Annotated in this window: 24 protein-coding genes; 9 read left to right on the top strand and 15 right to left on the bottom strand. The window is 41.5% G+C overall.

The features are described from left to right. Nucleotides 1-29: 29 nt before the first annotated feature. Nucleotides 30-770 carry a 1-acyl-sn-glycerol-3-phosphate acyltransferase gene (locus BW716_RS15615; RefSeq protein ID WP_083723620.1) on the bottom strand — a complete coding sequence of 247 codons (741 nt, stop codon included), beginning with the start codon at nucleotides 768-770 and terminating at the stop codon, nucleotides 30-32. A gap of 269 nt (nucleotides 771-1,039) precedes the next feature. Continuing rightward, complete coding sequence (locus BW716_RS15610; RefSeq protein ID WP_083723619.1) at nucleotides 1,040-1,663, bottom strand: HupE/UreJ family protein; 624 nt, start codon at nucleotides 1,661-1,663, stop codon at nucleotides 1,040-1,042. Between the two features lie 88 nt (nucleotides 1,664-1,751). Here BW716_RS15610 and BW716_RS15605 point away from each other — a divergent pair, with 88 nt between their 5' ends. Both BW716_RS15605 and BW716_RS15600 read left to right on the top strand, forming a co-directional pair. Then, nucleotides 1,752-2,213 (top strand): hypothetical protein, encoded by a 462-nt coding sequence (locus BW716_RS15605; protein WP_083723617.1) that lies wholly within the window; start codon nucleotides 1,752-1,754, stop codon nucleotides 2,211-2,213. Nucleotides 2,214-2,287: 74 nt separating this feature from the next. Further along, complete coding sequence (locus BW716_RS15600) at nucleotides 2,288-4,561, top strand: TonB-dependent receptor (protein ID WP_083723615.1); 2,274 nt, start codon at nucleotides 2,288-2,290, stop codon at nucleotides 4,559-4,561. A gap of 272 nt (nucleotides 4,562-4,833) precedes the next feature. Here BW716_RS15600 and BW716_RS15595 read toward each other — a convergent pair whose 3' ends face one another. Beyond that, complete coding sequence (locus BW716_RS15595; protein ID WP_220388772.1) at nucleotides 4,834-5,061, bottom strand: hypothetical protein; 228 nt, start codon at nucleotides 5,059-5,061, stop codon at nucleotides 4,834-4,836. A gap of 127 nt (nucleotides 5,062-5,188) precedes the next feature. Between BW716_RS15595 and BW716_RS15590 the strand changes: the two genes are divergently transcribed. The 3 genes from BW716_RS15590 to BW716_RS15580 are packed head-to-tail and all read left to right on the top strand — an operon-like array spanning nucleotide 5,189 to nucleotide 6,584. After that, nucleotides 5,189-5,947, top strand: a complete 759-nt coding sequence (locus BW716_RS15590) for a hypothetical protein (protein ID WP_083723613.1) — start codon at nucleotides 5,189-5,191, stop codon at nucleotides 5,945-5,947. 11 nt (nucleotides 5,948-5,958) lie between these two features. Then, complete coding sequence (locus BW716_RS15585) at nucleotides 5,959-6,363, top strand: DUF5675 family protein (RefSeq protein WP_083723611.1); 405 nt, start codon at nucleotides 5,959-5,961, stop codon at nucleotides 6,361-6,363. Then, a complete protein-coding gene (locus BW716_RS15580; RefSeq protein WP_083723609.1) occupies nucleotides 6,360-6,584 on the top strand; it encodes a hypothetical protein in 225 nt (74 codons plus the stop codon). Before BW716_RS15585 ends, BW716_RS15580 begins: the two co-directional genes overlap by 4 nt. Before the next feature lie 455 nt (nucleotides 6,585-7,039). Here the strand turns inward: BW716_RS15580 and BW716_RS15575 are convergent, their stop codons facing one another. From BW716_RS15575 to BW716_RS15540, 8 genes are all read right to left on the bottom strand, one after another. Beyond that, the gene (locus BW716_RS15575; protein ID WP_083723768.1) at nucleotides 7,040-7,531 is read right to left on the bottom strand and encodes a RidA family protein; all 492 of its coding nucleotides are present in this window, start codon (nucleotides 7,529-7,531) and stop codon (nucleotides 7,040-7,042) included. Nucleotides 7,532-7,646: 115 nt separating this feature from the next. Continuing rightward, on the bottom strand, nucleotides 7,647-8,741 hold the full coding sequence (locus tag BW716_RS15570; RefSeq protein WP_083723607.1) for a serine hydrolase: 1,095 nt from the start codon (nucleotides 8,739-8,741) through the stop codon (nucleotides 7,647-7,649). A gap of 139 nt (nucleotides 8,742-8,880) precedes the next feature. Then, a complete protein-coding gene (locus BW716_RS15565) occupies nucleotides 8,881-9,312 on the bottom strand; it encodes a hypothetical protein (RefSeq protein WP_143708862.1) in 432 nt (143 codons plus the stop codon). Nucleotides 9,313-9,393: 81 nt separating this feature from the next. Continuing rightward, nucleotides 9,394-9,756, bottom strand: coding sequence for a hypothetical protein (locus tag BW716_RS15560; RefSeq protein WP_083723604.1), 363 nt, complete (start codon nucleotides 9,754-9,756; stop codon nucleotides 9,394-9,396). A 2-nt stretch (nucleotides 9,757-9,758) separates the two neighbouring features. Further along, nucleotides 9,759-10,421, bottom strand: a complete 663-nt coding sequence (locus BW716_RS15555; RefSeq protein ID WP_220388771.1) for a hypothetical protein — start codon at nucleotides 10,419-10,421, stop codon at nucleotides 9,759-9,761. Next, a complete protein-coding gene (locus BW716_RS15550; protein WP_083723600.1) occupies nucleotides 10,363-11,145 on the bottom strand; it encodes a hypothetical protein in 783 nt (260 codons plus the stop codon). Before BW716_RS15550 ends, BW716_RS15555 begins: the two co-directional genes overlap by 59 nt. Next, a complete protein-coding gene (locus BW716_RS15545; protein WP_083723598.1) occupies nucleotides 11,145-11,435 on the bottom strand; it encodes a helix-turn-helix domain-containing protein in 291 nt (96 codons plus the stop codon). Before BW716_RS15545 ends, BW716_RS15550 begins: the two co-directional genes overlap by 1 nt. Nucleotides 11,436-11,695: 260 nt before the next feature. Continuing rightward, the gene (locus BW716_RS15540) at nucleotides 11,696-12,862 is read right to left on the bottom strand and encodes a hypothetical protein (protein ID WP_083723596.1); all 1,167 of its coding nucleotides are present in this window, start codon (nucleotides 12,860-12,862) and stop codon (nucleotides 11,696-11,698) included. Nucleotides 12,863-13,588: 726 nt separating this feature from the next. On the opposite strand from BW716_RS15540, the gene BW716_RS15535 reads away from it, so the two are divergent. From BW716_RS15535 to BW716_RS15520, 3 genes are all read left to right on the top strand, one after another. Next, the gene (locus BW716_RS15535) at nucleotides 13,589-13,942 is read left to right on the top strand and encodes a hypothetical protein (protein WP_083723594.1); all 354 of its coding nucleotides are present in this window, start codon (nucleotides 13,589-13,591) and stop codon (nucleotides 13,940-13,942) included. Nucleotides 13,943-14,300: 358 nt separating this feature from the next. Then, on the top strand, nucleotides 14,301-14,765 hold the full coding sequence (locus BW716_RS15525; RefSeq protein WP_220388770.1) for a glyoxalase/bleomycin resistance/extradiol dioxygenase family protein: 465 nt from the start codon (nucleotides 14,301-14,303) through the stop codon (nucleotides 14,763-14,765). Continuing rightward, complete coding sequence (locus BW716_RS15520; protein ID WP_083723590.1) at nucleotides 14,758-15,600, top strand: helix-hairpin-helix domain-containing protein; 843 nt, start codon at nucleotides 14,758-14,760, stop codon at nucleotides 15,598-15,600. Before BW716_RS15525 ends, BW716_RS15520 begins: the two co-directional genes overlap by 8 nt. Nucleotides 15,601-15,809: 209 nt before the next feature. Here BW716_RS15520 and BW716_RS15515 read toward each other — a convergent pair whose 3' ends face one another. The 4 genes from BW716_RS15515 to BW716_RS15500 form a co-directional block, all read right to left on the bottom strand. Continuing rightward, entirely contained in the window at nucleotides 15,810-16,271 is a 462-nt protein-coding gene (locus BW716_RS15515) for a MarR family winged helix-turn-helix transcriptional regulator (protein WP_083723588.1), read from the bottom strand. Between the two features lie 35 nt (nucleotides 16,272-16,306). Further along, nucleotides 16,307-16,666: a VOC family protein gene (locus tag BW716_RS15510; protein WP_083723587.1), complete on the bottom strand. Its 360-nt coding sequence runs from the start codon at nucleotides 16,664-16,666 to the stop codon at nucleotides 16,307-16,309. 366 nt (nucleotides 16,667-17,032) lie between these two features. Next, nucleotides 17,033-17,503 carry a gliding motility-associated C-terminal domain-containing protein gene (locus tag BW716_RS15505; protein ID WP_083723585.1) on the bottom strand — a complete coding sequence of 157 codons (471 nt, stop codon included), beginning with the start codon at nucleotides 17,501-17,503 and terminating at the stop codon, nucleotides 17,033-17,035. Then, entirely contained in the window at nucleotides 17,457-18,170 is a 714-nt protein-coding gene (locus BW716_RS15500; protein ID WP_143708860.1) for a hypothetical protein, read from the bottom strand. Before BW716_RS15500 ends, BW716_RS15505 begins: the two co-directional genes overlap by 47 nt. Nucleotides 18,171-18,645: 475 nt before the next feature. Between BW716_RS15500 and BW716_RS37655 the strand changes: the two genes are divergently transcribed. Beyond that, the coding region (locus BW716_RS37655; RefSeq protein WP_220388769.1) for a sulfatase-like hydrolase/transferase at nucleotides 18,646-19,328 on the top strand (683 nt) is incomplete at its 3' end.

The raw sequence follows: 19,328 nt of genomic DNA, 5'->3' as shown, positions 1-19,328 counted from the left end.
GGGAGGTTCCGGTAGGGGCTTCCCTTTTTTTATATTTTTTGATAATGTTCCCACATGATTTGGAATATTTTTGCCTTTAGTTCTTCTATATCCTGCAAGGTGTACCCAATAGTGGAGACGGGTGGCAGGAACTCCATTGTAACAGCATGTGGCCAGGCAAAGAACGTTTTTCCAGGGGGCATAATTTCTTTTGTGCCTTTTATGATGGTTGGTAAAATGGGCTTTTTGGTGTCAATAGCGAGTGAAAAGGCCCCGTCATAAAACTCCTTCAGGGGTTGATCAGTTTTGTTCCTGGTGCCTTCCGGATAGAGTAGCATATGCATGCCATTTTCCAGTACCTCTTTCATTTCCACGAAGCTATGTTTACGGCTGGCGGGGTCTTTCCGATCTACCAGCACGCTGCCGATCTTGTACATAATGCCAAAGATGGGTGCTTTTACCATTTCCTTTTTTGCGAGGCTTTTGTGGATACCTGGGATGCCGGCGTAGGTGGCAGGGATATCCATGAAGGAGTTGTGGTTACAAACGATGATATAGGCTTGTCCGGGGGCGAAATTTTCGCGGCCTTTGGTACGGACGGGACAACCGATCAGCGGCATCATTATACGGCACCAGAGGCGTCCGGATTTGACAAATCTGCGAACGCGGGTTCTTAGAGAGTAGAATGATAACAACCACATTGGGAGCAGGAAAATGAGCATGAATATGGTGAAGATCATCAGCACATATAATGCATAGATTCTGCCAGCCAGGTTTTTAAACCAGTTCATAGATGTATGTTCAGATTATAAATATAATTATGAAATGGTATAAATTTTTTACGGTGTGGAAAATTCCTTTCTGCATGTAATCCTTCAATTGATCATTCGTAGGGATGGTTATTAAAGGCGATTGGCTATAGAAAAAATTCAAAAAGCTTTCCAACGGGTAAGGGAATGTGAACTTTCAATAGGTGTATGTAAGATGCTGTTATATTCTGACTTTCCAAATGAGGGGGAGCAGTATTGAATAAATTATTTATACAGTGTTCAGAAGCAGGTTATATCCTTTGTACCAGCCAGATACAAGCTATCACGCCAATCAAGGCTGATAGCGGTATTGCTATATATTTTCGATAATAAGGTTTATCCGCAAACCACCTGGCCAGTAAAAAATAGCAGGTAAGTATCACTGTAATTTGTCCAAGTTCAACTCCCAGGTTAAACATAATCAGGCAGGAGAAATAATGCTCATGAGACAATCCCAATTGCGACAGCGAGCCTGCAAATCCAAGTCCATGAATTAATCCGAAGAGGAATACAATTCCTATTCTCGAAGGCCTCAACTTAGGGGAAAGAATATTTTCGACGGCAACGTAAAGAATGGACAGTGCTATTAATGGCTCTACAAGTGCCGGCGAGGGGGTAATAATATGATATATGGCGAGTCCAAGTGTAATAGAATGGGCGATAGTGAATGCCGTGGCCTGCCATAATATGGCCTTTAAACGGGGGCTTAGTAAAAATAGTCCTAAAATAAATGCAATGTGGTCGTAGCCGTATGGCAAAATATGCTGATATCCTTGTAGCAGATAAGCGGATATCACATTTGATTTTAGCAGCCGGGTCAGCTCTCCTGGTTGTATATGAGCGAATACAATAATAAATTTACTTTGAGATAGCATGATTTAGGCTATATTATTAACTTGCATGTCGAAATTAGTGCGTTTTCCTGGTTAAATAATGATATTTTAGCGATAATTAACAACGATCTTGATTAAAAAGCTATACTGGTTCCTTTTTGTACGCGACCTGAATGAATCCCTGGATAATTCATCCGGAGATACAGGTATGTCGCTGAAAAAGAAGCTGATGCAGGATCTGTCTTACGTGGTGTTATTTGCTTACGTTTTCTTCATCTTTTCACCGCTTATACCACTGGTTTCAGACATCATCGCCCATACTTTCCGGGAAAAGGAGCACCTGGAAACAGCGCATCATGCATATGGCAAAGATCACGTTGGCCTTGAAATTGTAAAGGCTGAAAAGCTTGCCGGCAAAGAAGATGCTACTAATAATCAAAAAAGTGGCCTGGAAGATATTTCTCATACGCCAGCCGTAAATATACAACTCCATTTCCCTGCTGAGCAAATATTGAATCCGGCATATTCCCTGTTCAGATGTGCTAATTTAGCATCCAGGCAGGATATTGACTACCCTCCACCACGATTATAGGCATATACCTGATTATTTTTAATTTGATTAAGCCATTGGCTTGATCTGTCTTTGTATGTACTATAAATATTGAGATGAATTTATTAAAATTATTGCTTGTTATCACGATGACCATCGTGATCAATCACTCTATTTCTGCACAACAACAAACCCTTTCCGGTATAGTCATTGACAGTGCAACACATGTTCCTGCCAGCGGGGTGACTGTACGTTTGACTCCCGGCAACCATACGGACATAACGGATGAAAATGGACGGTTCTTTTATAAAAATATCCCTGTTGAGGCGAGGGTGATTATAGTATCGGCAATTGGCTATAAGCAACAATCTTACCAGTTAAGTAACTTTAGAAATGGCCAGATTATTCCTATCGCCACCCAGCAAACTCAATTAACAGATGTGATCATCACTGCGAATACCGGCAATCCATATAAGGCTTTGAGTGAAATGGATATTAAGTTAAGAGGTGTATCAAATTCACAGGAAGTATTACGGATTGTGCCTGGTTTGTTTATAGGCCAGCACCAGGGTGGGGGCAAGGCAGAACAGATCTTCCTGCGAGGTTTTGATAATGACCATGGTACAGATATCAGTATGAGTGTAGATGGAATACCTATTAATATGGTTTCGCATGCACATGGGCAGGGCTATGCAGATAGTCATTTCATTATTCCCGAAACGATTGAAAGTACTACTTACCAGAAGGGAATGTATAATGCAGAAAAGGGAGATCTTGCTGTAACTGGTTTTGTGAACTTTAATACAGCAGATGCGATCAGTTCCAACACTGTAAAACTGGAAGGTGGTCAATATAATACTTACCGGGCACTCGCGATGATAAACCTGCTGGGAGATAAAGCCAAAGCGAAGAATCAATCCTGGTATGCTGCTTCAGAATATCGCTATAGTGATAGTTACTTCGATCATTCCCAGCATTTCAAGCGTTTCAATTTCTTTACTAAATATCATGGTCAACTCAATGAGCATAACTGGTTAACATTGACAGCATCTACGCTTTATAGCAAATGGGATGCATCCGGCCAGATACCTGAAAGTGCTGTTGATGAAGGGAAAGTAGGGTTTTATGGACAGCTGGATCCGAATGAGGGGGGGATTACTTCCCGGACAAATTTGAATGTACAGTTAGTCACTACTCTTCCTAACCATGATATTATAAAAAACCAGGTTTATTATTCCAGGTACAAGTTTGATCTGTTTACGAATTTTACTTTCTTTTTAGAAGATACTGTAAATGGAGATGAGATCAGGCAAAAAGAAGCGCGTAATTTATTTGGATATAATGGCAGTTACCTGCATGAAGGGTATATAGGGAATACAAAGTTAACCACTGACGCTGGTATCAATGCGCGTTTTGATGCTACAGATAATTCAGAGCTATCTCATACTATCAACCGCTATACATTGATTGAACGTTTTAAACTGGGCGATATTACTGAATTCAGTGCAGGTGGATATGTGAATGAAACCCTACAGTTTAATAACCGGCTTTCATTAAATTTAGGGCTAAGGTTTGATCAATTCTTCTATAAGTACAATAACAAACTGGCGGATGATGCTACATTAAGTGGTGAGGGGATTTATACAGCTAATAATAATGTTGTTAGTCCGAAGGTGAACCTTTATTACCAGGCAACAGATAAAACGCAGTTTTATTTGTTGTTGGGGAAAGGGTTTCATTCCAACGATGCCCGGGTAGTGGTAGTGGAAAAAGGGGGGCAGACCTTGCCTGCTGCATATGGTGCAGATCTGGGAACAGTGTTCAAGTTATCAAAAAGTTTATTATTTAATGCAGCGGTATGGTATAGCTATTTGCAAAAAGAATATGTATATGCAGGTGATGGTGGAACTGTTGAATTCAGTGGTCGTACCCGTCGTGTGGGTTTCGACTTTTCAGGACGTTTTCAGCCGGTTGCTGCGCTTTATGTAGATGCGGATGTAAACTATGCACATGGGCGTTCTATCGATGACCCTAAGGGGGAAAACTATATTCCGCTTGCACCGGTATGGAGTAGTACGGGAGGGGTAACATGGTTATTAAAGAATGGAATCAATGGCAGTTTTCGATATCGTTATTTAGGAGACAGGGCTGCGAATGAGGATTATAGTCTGACAGCAAAGGGGTATTTTGTGAATGATTTAGTATTGAATTACACAAGGGCGAAGTTTGAGGTAGGCTTAACGATCAACAATGTGTTTAATGTGAAATGGAAGGAAACACAATTTGAGACAGTCACACGTTTGAAGGGTGAACAGCCTGTTGATGGCGTTGCATTTACAGCGGGGACTAAGTTTGCAGCGCTTGCTCATGTCAGTTATTTTTTCAGATAATATTTTTTAGGTAATCAGTAGGAATGCATGTTTAAATTTTCCAGCTATTGGAAAATTTAAACTGTTATTACATTCACAACGGTGTTTTTGTTGTGGACTTCTTTTTCATCTGCATTTCTTTCAACAGTAGGATTTCACTCACAGTTGGAAGAGGTGTAGATGGAAGGGGTGAATGTTCATAAGGAGGTGCAGTTGGAAACCTTTGGTAGATGTGCCTTTATATGTGGCAGCTCCTGATTTGAAATATGGGGGCGTTTATATTATTTCTATTATCAGAGCAGAAATGGTTTCACATTTTCTTCTGGCAGACCAGTATATTCACAAAACTCACTTACGGTCACAAATTGCTTTGGCCCCTTTCCATTTTTCTCTCTTATTTTTTGTATCAAATCCCGCGCAGCACGTTCTTTTCTGCCGGTGATATTCATGACATCTTTGGCAAATATTACGATGCGGTTTGGTATGATTTTCTGCGTAATCGGCATATTCGGAAGGTACATTTTTTTAGGTTGAAATGCCGGCGTAGCTTGGTGTTGGTAACCAAATATAATACATTTTGCGCAGAATGAGCCGAACGGACATGGCGATGAAATTGTCCTTATTTAAAGTGAATTAAATGATATTAAAATGGCAAGAGTTGGAGGAATTGTGCCTTTTAAGGGTACTATCGGGAATATCTCTTTTTATAAGACAAAAGCCGGGAATCTGGCGAGAGAAAAAGGAGGTGTTGATGGCAGCCGTATAGCAAAGGATCCGGCGTTTGAGCGGACCAGGGAGAACGGCGAGGAGTTTGGCAGGGCCGGGAAGGCAAATAAACTCCTGAGAACTTCATTAAGAGCTTTGGTACAGAATGCCAGTGACAGTTATGTATCAGGGAGGTTAACCAGTGCTTTTTTAAAGGTGATTCAGGCAGACCAGGTCAGTGTACGTGGAAAGCGGAATGTGATTGATGGAGAGGTGGAGTTACTGCGGGGATTTGAGTTCAATGCAGCGTCATCGCTGGGGAGTACTTTTTATGCGCCATATGTGGCAACCATTGACCGGGCTGCAGGCACTGCAACTATAAATGTGCCTGCGTTTATTCCCAATAATATGATTGCTGCACCTGAAGGTGCTACCCATTATAAGATCTTTGTGGGTGGTGCAGAGATTGATTTTGAAGGGGAGACTTTCGTGAATAATATCCTGGATAGTGGTGAACTGCCATTGGACAGGGTTGCGACGGCGCCAATTGTTTTGTCTGCAGTGGTTACTGCTAATAGTACCAGGCCACTTTTCCTGGCTTTGGGTATTGAGTTTTTCCAGCGGGTTAATAATGGGTTGTATAGCCTGTTTAATGGGGCATTTAATGCCTTGTCTATTGTTGCGGTGTCTGGTACGGCTTAATATTCAGGGTTATGGAATTATTATTGATGCGGGAGTATTTTGATACGGGTACAAATGGCGCTTTGTACATGGAAGGGCATCGGCTTTGTTATACTATTGAGTTGCCGTGGAAGGAGAACCATGTGGGGTGTTCGTGTATTCCGGAAGGGAGGTATACACTAAGGAAGCGATTTAGTGAGCGGAAGAAATGGCACCTTGAGGTGTTGGGTGTGCAAGGTAGGAGTCTGATCCTGATTCATCCGGCGAATAATGCGATGAAGGAGTTGCAGGGGTGTATTGCGCCGGTGACCAGTATTCATGGAGAGGGATTGGGGTATTATTCCGTGGCTGCAATGGATGTGTTGAGGAGGGTGGTGTATATGGCGCTAGATGCGAAGGAACAGGTTTTTTTAACTATCAAAAAAAAGCAACAATGAATATTGCGGAACGGTTGGTGGCACCGACGCCACCATTTTTTCAGAAGGTGCGTAATGTGGGATTGGTGTTGTTGGCGATTAGTGGGACGATTGCGGGGTTGCCGGTGATGGTACCTGCGGTGCTGACACAGATTGCAGGGTACCTGGCGGTGGCTGGGACGGTGATGAGTGGGATTAGCCAGGCGACGGTGGATGGTGGGAATATGGTTAAGAGTAGATGAATTCAGGCTGGTGTAGCTGGCTGTTGGTGTGGTGAGGGCCTCTGCGTATGCAGGGGCCTTCGTATTATAGCTAATATTCTTCGCATGAAGAAGTATTCTACGCAAGATTTGCGTAGAATAAGTGGTATAATCTACGCAAGGCTTGTTTTTACCTGGAAAAACGATTATAAATCATATCATTTTTGGAAAAGTAATTATGATTTTGGAAAAACGATTACAATTGGCCTGTTTTTCGGAAAAACGATTACGTTTTTATGAAAGGGACTGTTGTTATAAAAGGCTTTTATACAATGCCGGTCATTGTTCTGGCAGACCTGGCTGTTAAGAAAGGGCTGATACGTCAAAACCTTTTGAGGACTACTGACTTTCACCTTATAGTTACGTAATTTCTACATTGTCATAATAAATAATCGCCAGAAAGTCCGGTCACCTCATATTCCTAAGTGTTGTGGGCATTACTTATCATCTGTGAGCTGTGCAATCAGTTCCACTTCCAACTTGCAATCGGGTTCATATAGTCTGCTGATTTGTACCCATGTAGCAGCGGGAAAGTCACCATTGTAAAACTCTTTTCTAACGTCATTGTACTTTTTCATTGTCTCTATATCAGTAGTATATAGGGTTTCTTTCACTACATCTGCGAAGGATGCGCCATTTGCATTTAGGCATTTTCCCAGTGCCCGGTAGACCTGGGCTATCCCTTTTGGGCTAAGATCCTCTGTGGGTATACCTGAAATATAAAGCATATTGCCCAATTTGACGACCTGGGCATATCCCGCATCTTCATTCTGCTTGTGGTCATTATCCCAGTGCCACTTCTGTTTAACTTCAGTACTTTTTTTATCCGCATGTTTATCTATCTGTTCTTTCTGGTTATTGTTGTTATTGCAGGCGAAAGTGGTAAACAGGAACAATACAAAATAAAATTTCACTCCAGCCCTGGCCATATTATGCTTAGATAAATACATTATATAAAACGTTTCTATTTATTACAAAAAACAAAACATAACTATTTTTCACCCTTGATCCCTGGACTCATAAAGGCCTTTCTGCCATAACAAACTAACGATTATCCTTCTTTTCACCACCCAGGAATTTAAGGGCTAATGCCGCAATGTCCCCGGTTACCTTTGTGGGCGAATTGCAGTCGCAATTGCTCAATCCTATTACATAAATGTCTTCACCAGGTATGTATACTGCCATTGTCTTAAATCCAAATATGCTTCCCCCATGCTCCCGGGTTGGCACCTTGTTTATATCCCTGATATGCCATCCGTAACCATAATTAAACTCTTCACCATTATTTAGTTTATACCTGCTAAAGGCTTTCGTTGTTTCAGCGGTATCAAGTAAAAGATTTTTGTTCAGTGCATTTTGCCATTTCAGCATATCCGATAAAGTTGACATTAAAGCACCGGAAGAAAACGGAACGCTGAAACTGATGACCGTTTTATTTACATAACCGGACTCTTTTTTATGGTATCCATAGGCTCTGCCCTTAATAACTTTTCGATCACTTGCATAATATGACTGGGTCATGCCAACTTTGTCGAAAATGTGTTTCTTGATATATTCTTCATATTTTTCGCCAGAAACAAGTTCAATCAAGTAACCCAGCAAAACATACCCTGAATTATTATAGTCAAATTTTTCACCTGGTTCAAAATCAACGGGTTCGTCCTTAAAGAAATCAACCATCATTTTAGGTGTCATATCTTTTTGTGCGATACCCATTAAGGATTTCATTTTCGTAAAATCCTTTATTCCGGAAGTGTGCGTCAATAGATGGTGAATGGTGATTTTGTCCCCATTTGGATAATCCGAAATATATTTGGAAACAGGATCCCCAACGCTAAGCCTACGTTGTTGTTCCAGCATCAGTATTGCTATAGCGGTAAACTGCTTAGTCATAGAACCGAGCTGGAATACATTGTCCACCGACAGATCATCGCCAAGTTCCAGGTTGGCTTTTCCAAAAGCTTTTTGATACACAGGTATTCCATGATGTGCAACCATAAATACACCTCCTGGACCATTTTTATCATTAAAATCCCTAAGGATTAGTTCATCAACAGCATTTTCCAGGTTTTGGGCTTGAACGGTGAATGGATTGATGGTAAATATCCATAAAAGAAATACTACAAAAATGTTCTTCATTTAATCAATTTATGATGTTGTTTCGCTACCAGATGCAGTGAGCCAGGAAGTGGTTACAAAATAGCAAGTATTATTGACTTTTTGGGGCCTATTGTATGTAAGGCCGACTATGCATTGTCGTACCTCCCTTAAACCGTGATTATTTTCCAAATCCATAAATCTTTATATTACTGACCAGAACTTTGGCTCCGTTTTCATACATCCATGGTGCGGTGATATAAAAATTCTTTGCAGCAGACGGATTAAAAAAAATGCCGTCCTGTATTTTTTTGCCGTCCAGGTATACAGCCATCCTTTGGCCGTCTACAAACAGCGCTATACGTAGTGGACGGTTTAGGTACCCCGCCAGATCAAAGGTCGTATTGACGTATCTTTTAGGACTGCTATTACCAAAGTTTACCTGATTGCCATCATAATAATGCAGTTCGGTATAGTTATTAATGCAATTAGGCCCGGTAGGAATACCAGGCCTTTTTTCATTGGATTTGATTGTTAACCCCAAAATAATGTTTTTAGGATTGAGCCCGACAGGAATATCAGGCCGTTTTATCATGGCTTGTCGTTGTCGCATATGTAATAGTTTAGAGGTTAAAATCAGGTCCGACAAGACTATCAGGCCCTTTGAGATAAATCCTATACCTACAATGAACTGTTATTCGAAGAATATTCTTTCATTCTCTCTTAAGCTGGCATAGAAGTTTTCCTGATAGTGAGGGCCGATGTTGGAAAATTCAGCTTCAATGACGCTATCTACAAAATACTTGCAGCCCATGATGTCTTTTATGTGTTTAAATGGGATGTTGTGCCCGTGTTGATCATTTTCCCGGATCCAGTTTCTTAAGTGGATGATACGGGGGTAAGTGATCTGGTGGGAGTGCCAGAGAGCTGCCAGACTGATAGCGTCGTCGATGTAAGGATCGGCGGTGTGGGCGAGGTAGCTTTGGCCACAGATTTCGAGGGTACGGGTACTGTTGTATGGGTTGCTTTCTTTTTGTTTGACGAATGTTGGATACATAATTATTTTCGTTTATCAGGTGATGTGTTACTGAATATGATTTGATTGAACATTTCGCGCATGCGGCTGCGGATACGATTGCCGTATATGGCTTCCAGCTCGCTGGTGTTCAGGTTCGTGGTGATATGGGTGATCATATCGCACGAGGTAAAATAGTTGTATCGGGACAGTAGGATTTCTGCCATGACATTGCTGTTGTTGCCATAATAGTACCCAGGTGGTTCAAGGCCGAGGTCATCGAAACAATGAACGCGGGGGATGGAGGTGTATGGGAAGAAACTCCCTTTGGTATATTTTAGAATGGTTTCGTATCCTTTGGTATTGAAATCAATGGCGATTTCATTGCAGGAGTGGAAAACTGGTTTATCTGGTGCAGGGCAAAAGTTGTTCATGATTTTCATGATGGAAGATTTGCCGCAGCCGACAGGGCCCATGAGGAGTATGCCTTTCTGCAGGTCTATTTTTTCGGCGGCGGCAACTTCCCTGTCTTTTAGGAAATAGCATAAGAGACGGGAAATGATAGGTTTGTCTATATCCGCAATGGTGTAGTCTCTTCCGTACATGTCTTTTCCTATGCTGGAGACGTACTGCAGCAGGTAATGATAGTCATAAGGGGTGGGTGTAGGCTTTGTTGTTGTCGGTGTGGAGTTTTCCGGGTTTGTCATGTTTGTCATGTTTTGTGGTTTTTATGTTTTCGGACCATTTTGCGGCGGCGGCCTGCCAGTCCGCTATTGGGTGGCCGCTGAGCATCCAGTCAATGGCCTGGTAGTGGTAGAAAAATTTGCGGGCTTCCTGAGGCGGGTGGCCTCTTTGGGAAAACCAATCCATGGCGGCTTCTATTGTTGGTGTTTTTTTTTCATTGATAATTGAATTTTTTTTTGAGCGTGTACTTTTACTCTCTGTTTGATTGTTTATTTGTTTATTATAATTGTGTCTCATTTTTGGGACTATGGTAGTATCGATTTTGGGACATGTAGGTGTCTCTTTTTTGAGACGTGTATGTGTCTCTTTTCTGAGCTTAGTGCGTGTCTCTCTTTTGGGATTAGGTTCGTCGAACAGGGTAAGCTGTTTTGTGCTTTTCCCCGTAAATGGGACGATACTGACCAGGCTGGGGACATATGGGCGGTTAGATGGTTGATAGATGATGTAACCGCATGTATGTAGCCACTTCAGACAGTTAGTATAGGTGTTCCGGGAGCCTATTCTGCTGAGGAGCATCACTTCTTCGCGTATGATGGGAAACCGGTTCCGGAAGTGCTGGTTGTTCCAGATCTGGAAGAGGGCCAGGTAGAGGCTGATGTCATTTGCCTTTAACCGGTTGTCTTTACGGACGTGGGAATAGAAGGCTTTTTGATGCCGGATGTAGTTTACCCGGTACATGTCCTGCATTAGTATCTGTTTTTAGCTGGTTTTCCGCCCTTTTTTTGCGCTTCCATCAGTTTCATGATATCATCGTAGTCGTAGAAGACTAATCCGCCTATTTTGGTATAGCTAATCGTTCCGTTTGAGCGCATGGTTTGTAAGGTGCCGGATGAGAGGCCGAGCATGTCTTTGACTTCCCATGTTTTTAGCCATTTTTTGACGATGGGTGATGCAGGTTTGAAGAGGTCTCTTAGTTCGGTGAAGAGTTCTTTTTTGAAATGATGCAGATCGTCAAGTGTTACTATTTGTGTTGGCATTGCGTTTTGATTGCTTTGTTGATGATGCAAATGAACGGAGATAAAGCACGCTGGAATAGTTACAGGGGTTACTGTAACCCCTGTTAGGGTATTGGTTTGTAATGGGTTGTGAGGTGGAAAAAGATGAGGGTGGGCATTTGGTATGGGGCTGGTGCAGGATATGTGATTGACTACATAGTAAAGCTTTAAGAGCGGCTTTGTTGTTGGTATTTCGGGCACCCACACGCACTTTGTGCAGGCATTGATTTAATACGCCTGTATCAGGGGGAGGATGACTTCCTGGGTAGGTGATCGTTTTTTAATTGTTTACTGGTGTTGAAAAGATCCAGCAAAAGACCTCTTACTGATTCTGTGGATGAGGGTGGATAGTTATACATTTTTTGTCTGAGACTTAGGTGGGAGAGCGATTTCTGATTATTAGTGGCGAAATACTGGGCAAAAAAATCAGCGACTTCGGTTCTGTTGTCGTTTAATATCAGGCCGTGTTCTATCATTAAGCGGATCAGGTAACCCAGTTCATTGACTGAGAGATCTACTTTTACTTTATAGGCCTGCCATCTGGCGACTTCTTCTGGTAATAAGGTGTTTTCAGGGTAAAGGATTTTTTGTTCCAGAAATGTATGTTCGTCGGTGAGCCAATCACGGATTTGTTCCTTTAGGGAGGGAAGGTGATGTGTGTATCGATAGTTGGGATGTTGCCGTTTTTGACTATTCATTTTTAACAACAATTTTGTTTGGATGAGTTGCTGTTGGGTTGTAGGAAATGATTTGATATTTTCTGAGATTATATCCAGCCGGTAGTTCAGGTAGATTTCATTATTAAAATTCATGTAGATCAGGATGTTCTCAACATGTTCGGAAGTGCTGTCCGTCGGAAGTTGTTGAAGATGTTTGCTAAGTTCTTTGATATAGTAAAGTCGGTGGTAACTGATATTGTCGGTTTTTAGGACCTCTTCGAATGGGGCGATAATGATTTCCTGGACAAAATCAATGATACCAAATGAGGAAAGTAGCTGACGTAGGAGGGGGATTTCTTTTGTGAATGCCTGGCGGGCGGAGAGTAAATAGATAAATGGGATTTTACAGTGAAAATCAAGGTAGGGGGCACAGTCTTTTTCAAGGCAGACCTGTATGTCGTATAAGGTGTAGTATAACTGGATGAGGTGGTTATCAGGGGGTGGTGTGGTGAATAGTTCTTCGGGTAGAATGTTTGAGATTGTTTCCATTAGTTCTGACAGTTTTTTTTGATGAAGCTGGATGTATTGGTCTAGTTTATCATCGAGAGAGAAGAGTTTTTTCTGAAGGGCGGAGATGATGTTTTCTTTTTCTGTTTCGAGGGTGGATGCGAATTGGGTGTTGGATTCCAGGTGAGGAATCGTATGCACTTTAGTGTTAACGAGTTTGGCGATGTTGGATAATAGGTTCATATATTGGTACGGTTTGATATAGGTGTGTGATGCGTTTATGTGTGTTGTTTAGTTCGATATGGTTGGCAATTTAGAGAGGGGCGAATGAAAAAAACAGGCGTGCCGGAAGTGGGACGATCGATGGTATCGGAAGTGGGATGATCGATGGTACCGGAAGTGGGACGATCGATGGTATCGGAAGCGGGATGATCGATGGTACCAGAAGTGGGACGATCGGTAAAATCTTTTATGGGAAGGTGAAGAGAGAATTTTAGGTTGAAGGGAGCGTCGCAACGGATGTTGAATAGTGATATTTGGGATGGTTCAATAGAAAATATAATGGGATGGAATTTTTTTTCAATGGAGAGTCGTTATAGTGAATCATGGGCAAACGGGTGAATGGATTGAGTATTGATACTTAGTGATGACTAAACGAGGTTTTAATAATCAGTATTTTATGTTTTGAGTGAGCTGTTTTATGGGGGGTATGCTGACTGGAAAGTAGTACTTGTGATCCTGTTACGTAGAGGCACATATTTTTTCACTGAACCTCCCGTTGCAGTGGTTTTATGTTATTTCAATTATTGTTTCACCTTTCGAAAAAAGCCTATGTTTAACCCATTAGTCATTCGATACATCGTGACGACCGATTGCATATGCAGCCGTGGGCGCGTGTACCGAAGACCCGAGGATGCAATCGTTTCGTATTGTTAGTAATCCCTTTATTAACGATGTATTGTATCCTCCATGAATACTCACTTTAATTTAGATATACAACTACCTGCCTTTTGGCAATTGCAAATGGCAGACAAGAACATTAAATCTCATCATGTAACGCTGTATATCAGCCTGCTATTGAAATGGCAAAAACAGGAAAATAACCCCGTTATCCTCATCAAATCATATGAAATGATGGATGAATCTAATCTTGGATCCAGGACAACGTATTACCGTTCTATGAAGGAGCTGCTTAAATGGGGCTACATTAGTGGATATCGAAAAGTGATTAACGGTGCTATTGTAGAGATGAAATTCCTACACTTTCCTACTGACAGGCAGGTTGTATCCTTACCCCGTACAAAGCTTGTAGTAGTGAGATGAGAGTGATGAAGTTGTATTAGAAATGTCAAAGTATAAGGTCCCTTGCGGGGTGGTATCCGGAAGGGACCTTTTTTAATGATTTTAATTTACATGAGGGATGTGTGATAAGTTTGAATTTGGGTGTCCAAAATGTAATTTGTGCTGCAACAGGGGAGGGGGATTCAGCACATAAATGTTACCTTTAAAGTTATTCTTATCGGGTGGATAGTTAGAAATTGAACCTTCCGTACAGAAATGGCTGTACCCCATCGCTATGTTGTCCGCCACGTTGATGCTGGAGAAGATACCTTCAGAAATTAGGAATAGCAATTTCTGCACATTATCTTTCGCTGTTGTCTTCTATTTTTGAGAGAAAAAAATGAAGAAATTTGTATTGATCTTAACAGGCTTATTGGCCGGCTATTTATCCACTGAGGCTCAGACACCGTTGACCAGTAAGGCCATCACCATGGAAAAGGTCTCGCCCAATATTTATGTGAGGAATATCAAACAGACCGTCGATTTTTACAAGCAGCTGGGTTTCGAGGTCCTTACCATGGTGCCTGATAAGGGCGATCCTGTTTTTGTATTGATGCGTTGCGGAGGTGTTACATTTATGTTTCAGACATTTGAAAGCATTGGAAATACGTTGCCTCTGATCAGCCGGAATGATGGCGGTTCGCTACTACTGTACATCAAGGTGGAAAATATAAGTGCGCTGTTTGTGAAAATAAAAGACAAAGTGACTATTTTGCATGGCCTTGAAAAAACTTTTTATGGTGCCACAGAGTTTTCGATAGTAGACAATAATAATTATCTATTAACATTTGCAGAATATGAATGACCCTTTCCTGAACAGATCAGACATTCTGGACTCCGAAAAGCGAATACTGAGAGCCAATGGGATAAAGTTAAAAGAAATTCATCATCGTTCGATCCGTGAATTAAAAGCTGTTTTGAATGTCTCCGAAATACGTGCGATGGAGCTCAGGGCCATATCCGAGTTTCAAACTATTCCTTCAATCGGGAAACAGTTTGCTGAGAATCTTATGCAACTCGGCTTTTATTCCCTGAAAGAGATCAGGGGCAAAGATCCGGCAAAACTGTTTGACAGACTGGAACTGCAGACAGGTGTGTGGATCGACCCTTGTGTGGAAGATCAATTTCGTTTAGTTGTTTATTATTCGGATCACCCTGACAGTGCTTTGAATTGGTGGGACTTCACGAGTGAACGTAAAGCGTTCAGACAAAAAAATGGCTATCCGGCTAATCGTCCTCAAAGGCCCTGGTTTGATTTGGAACAATATAAAACGGTCAACCGCGTTAAGGCATTTGCCGAATCAACAAAGGCTGATTTGCACCAAAAACTCAAATTGGCAATAAAGTATATGCATGAAAATATAGATGAAGAGATTACCCTCGCAAAATTATCCGGTGCCGCTCATATTTCCACTTTTCACTTTCTCCGGTTATTCAAAGCGACTTACGAAGTTTCGCCGAACCAGTACCTTACACGTCTTAGAATGAAGAAGGCTTGCCGGTTGCTCAAAAAGACAAATCAGACTGTCAGTGGGATTTGCAGTTCTTGTGGCTTTGGGAACCAAAGCTCATTCATACGGCTTTTTAAAAAAGAATTCGGGATGACGCCGCACGTTTTCAGGAAACAGCATCTTTCCTGAAAAGTTCAAAGTTTTCATCTTTCGGCGGGGGGATTCATTCCAAACGATAATTTCTAAGGAAAGAACTGAAATACATCACAAAAGAGGAGGGGGGATATTTTCAGATAATATTATTACCTGGAGATGCAAAATGAAAGGGCTAAGCGAAGACTTTCTTATAGAGAGGTTTTTCCCCGCATTTTGCAAAGCCGTTGCTAAAGGCAGTGTTTTTATTCTTCTTTGTTTTGTTCTATTAAATTTATCATATTCGAATTGAATGACGACAAGTTGTTGTCTATAACCGAAAAGAACTCTATATCAGCATTTTCAATTGCTGTCAAGGCTTTTTGCAGAACTTTTGCACCTTCATTTGTCAATTTGATTACTTTGGCTCTCGTGTCAGTCGGATGTTCCTGTCTGCTGATAAATTTCTTTTCTTCCAATGTCCGCAGAACTTTGGAAACCATCATTCTGTCTGCGTTTCCCTGATTGGCAATATCCACTTGTGTTACCGTATCATTTTCTCTTGAAAGCCAGCCCAGTGCGGTCAAGAGAACAAACTGTGTTTGGGTCAAATTCAACGGGTCTAAAACTTTTTTGTGTTTACGTTGCCACAGCAAGGTTACTTGTCCAAGTAAATAACCCGGACTTTCACCTGGGTTTTTGAACTTAAATTCTATTTTTTTTTGCATACTCTTATTGAAGCATTTGTGATGAAACGCTAAATTTATATTGTATTTAAAAAAGTAAGTTTATAGCCGTCAAGGTCTTTTACGTGGAATGCCCTGCCAAAAGGTGTTTCAATAATTGGTCCTGTTGTAGTTATTCCATTTGTAATGAGTTTCTCTTTCAGTTCATCTACATTTTCGTTAACAGCAAACCAAAGTGCTACACCAATACCCAATTCTTTTTCCTCTATTGGCTCAAGCGGTGTGCGAATGGCAAAACTTGCTTGTCCTTGATTATATTTAAATATGCAGGCTTGCGGATTAGAATTGTCAATTTCAAATCCTAATTTTTGGGTGTAGAATTCTTTTGATGCTTCCAGATTTTTCACTTGTAGTGAGGCAAATGTTAATTGTATCATTTTCTAATAATTTATATTGTTGTCGCAAATATAGTATGCACGACAACAATATCCAAGTAATTTTACTTTTTTTTCATGATTGTCCGGGTAAATCGGGGGTAAAATATCCCTGGATGCCTTGACTACAAGGCATCCAGGCTTAAAATATCTGGTTGCAATTTCATGAGGAGCTCCCCCATTGCTTACGTAGAAAAGTCAAAAGACGCATTATGGGTTTTTCTCCATGCTTTATAAGTGTCTTTTATAAAGCATGGAGGCTCCACGTAACCCATCAGATGAGGTGGCCATTTTTCAACTTTAAATGAACTGGAATAGCATCAGGATCTCATTCTTAAAAGAAGGGTCAGCATTCTGCCGACCCTTCTTTTATTTAATAATAACTAGTTTTCCCCTATAGATCTTTCTTCGTCCGCTCTCATTCACCTCCAGGATATAACTATATAATCCCGGACTGGCACCACGTCCATCCCAGCTATTATCATAATTCTCCGACCTGTAAACAAGCGCGCCACCACGCAGCAAATTATAGACAGAAAGTCTTGAACCGGGATAATTCTCTAATCCCCGGATCACGAACAAATCATTCCTGCCATCGCCATTTGGTGTAAACACATTAGGAATGCAAAGCCGGGTGTAACTGGAATCATTATCTTCAATTGTAATCACTGCCACACTATCCGAATTAACAGGATAAATTGTACTATCTCCATATCCTCCGTCAATCTGGAGGTTTAAATATTCTGTTGACTCCACCTTGCGATCATCTATAATGTTGATTGGAAGGGTAGCACTATGCAGTCCTGCAGGAATCACCGCCGGTAATATTGGTGATTTCAAAGTATATCAATTCAGTGTCTTCCTTCACTTTATCGTCAAGTACGTTGATATCGGCAATAACATTATGTTGACCTGAATCAATCCTTAATGTTGGCCCGTCAATATCAGTAAAACCAGCTGTTGTACCGGCACCAAAATTAGCATTGATCCATATGACCTGACCTGCTATATAATCGCTGGACAAGCTGGCAGTAATGGTCGCATTGGGGCCGCCTTCTGTTCCATTTGTTGAACCGGTAAAAGAAATTATTGTATTTATCCAGTCATCATCGTAAATCCTGAGGGTAGTAGGAGTGGCATCGACATCCACGCTTGCTGAGGAAGTAGCAGTTGCACTTTGAATAGAGAGTAGAACTTCGGCATAATCTTCAACAATTCTATTTTGTACAGGAATGACCGGGAAGGTAAAGCTGCCGTTACCATCAGTGACGGGGATCTTGATTTGCTGTGGGAAAGCCTGGTAATGAACACCCGGTACAGCGGTTCCGCTGATTGTAAAGTTGACCGTAAGGGTATCTGTGCCGCTGGCAGTGCCGGTAACGGTGATGGTGTAACTACCTCCGGGAAGACTTTCATTGGTGTTCGCATGGTTAGTGATGGCTACGTAATAGTCAGCCGCGGATACAGAGTGGGTGACAACTACTAGCATGAGTAGTATTAGCTTCATAATTGTGGGACTTAAATGGTTAATGAATTGCTTACAGTAAGGTATGGCTACTTATGAACTGGGGCCTGTCTGATGGGAGGGAAGGTACAATTTTATTTGTTTGGAAGTCAAGTGTGGTGTTTCTGACTCTAATATGTCGCAAATAGAGCGGGGTTCACCAGGCTTGTTCAGATCGCCGAGGCCCTTGAGGTAGAACTAAGTGATTTGTGCCCTATTAAGAAACAATGGAATATTTTTTGAACAAAAGCGACTTTGATTAGTTAAAGATATGTGATGACTGTAACAAGATGTTTAATTGATTCATGCCGGAATTGAAAGCTATTCTGGAAAAATTAAAGTATTATAACCCTGACTGAATACTATCATATATTGAGATATATGTTGGTCTTGACATTGACACAATCTTAACAATACATTTAACTTTTAAATCTACCCCGAACTTGCCCCGATCCCTTTCAAAAAAACACTCTAAACCATGAACTTCAAAACAAAGTTAGCACAACTTGGCAAGCAGCCAGACATGATCCTCATTATTACAGACGAACAGCGTGCTACACAGCATTTCCCCCCGGGATGGGAGGAGACAAATCTTCCAACGCTGACCTTTCTAAAAAAGAACGGTTTCAGTTTCGACAGAGCTTTCTGTAATACCTGCATGTGTTCTCCCAGCCGTACCACATTATTTACAGGAATTTATCCGGCTAAGCATAAGGTTTCTCAAACACTGACTATTGGCGGCCCTTTATCTCCTTCGGAACCAACCATCAGTACTTCCTTACCAAACATCATGAATGTACTCTGGAATGACGGTTATGATGTGCAGTACCGTGGTAAATGGCATATGAGTAAGGGCGTTGCTGGTAATGGCGCAACCACGAATTATGATAACCTTACATCAGCCGATATTTCTCTATTTGGTGCAATGGGATGGATAGCCCCGGATGCAGGAGAAGATGTAAATCCTTTAAATTTTGGAGGAGGATTTGCCAACCATGATGCCAGGTATGTGGCTGAGGCCATCAAATACCTTCAGGAGGTAAAAGTGAAAAGAGCTGCAGGTGAGTACAAACCTTATTGCCTGATCGTGTCGCTGGTGAATCCGCACGACGTACTGGCTTATCCCAAAACAGCAGGGACCTCCGGATATTACGCTGACGC

Source organism: [Flexibacter] sp. ATCC 35208, assembly GCF_001975825.1.
Taxonomy (GTDB): Bacteria; Bacteroidota; Bacteroidia; order Chitinophagales; family Chitinophagaceae; genus Chitinophaga.
This window is presented reverse-complemented; position numbering and strand designations above follow the sequence as displayed.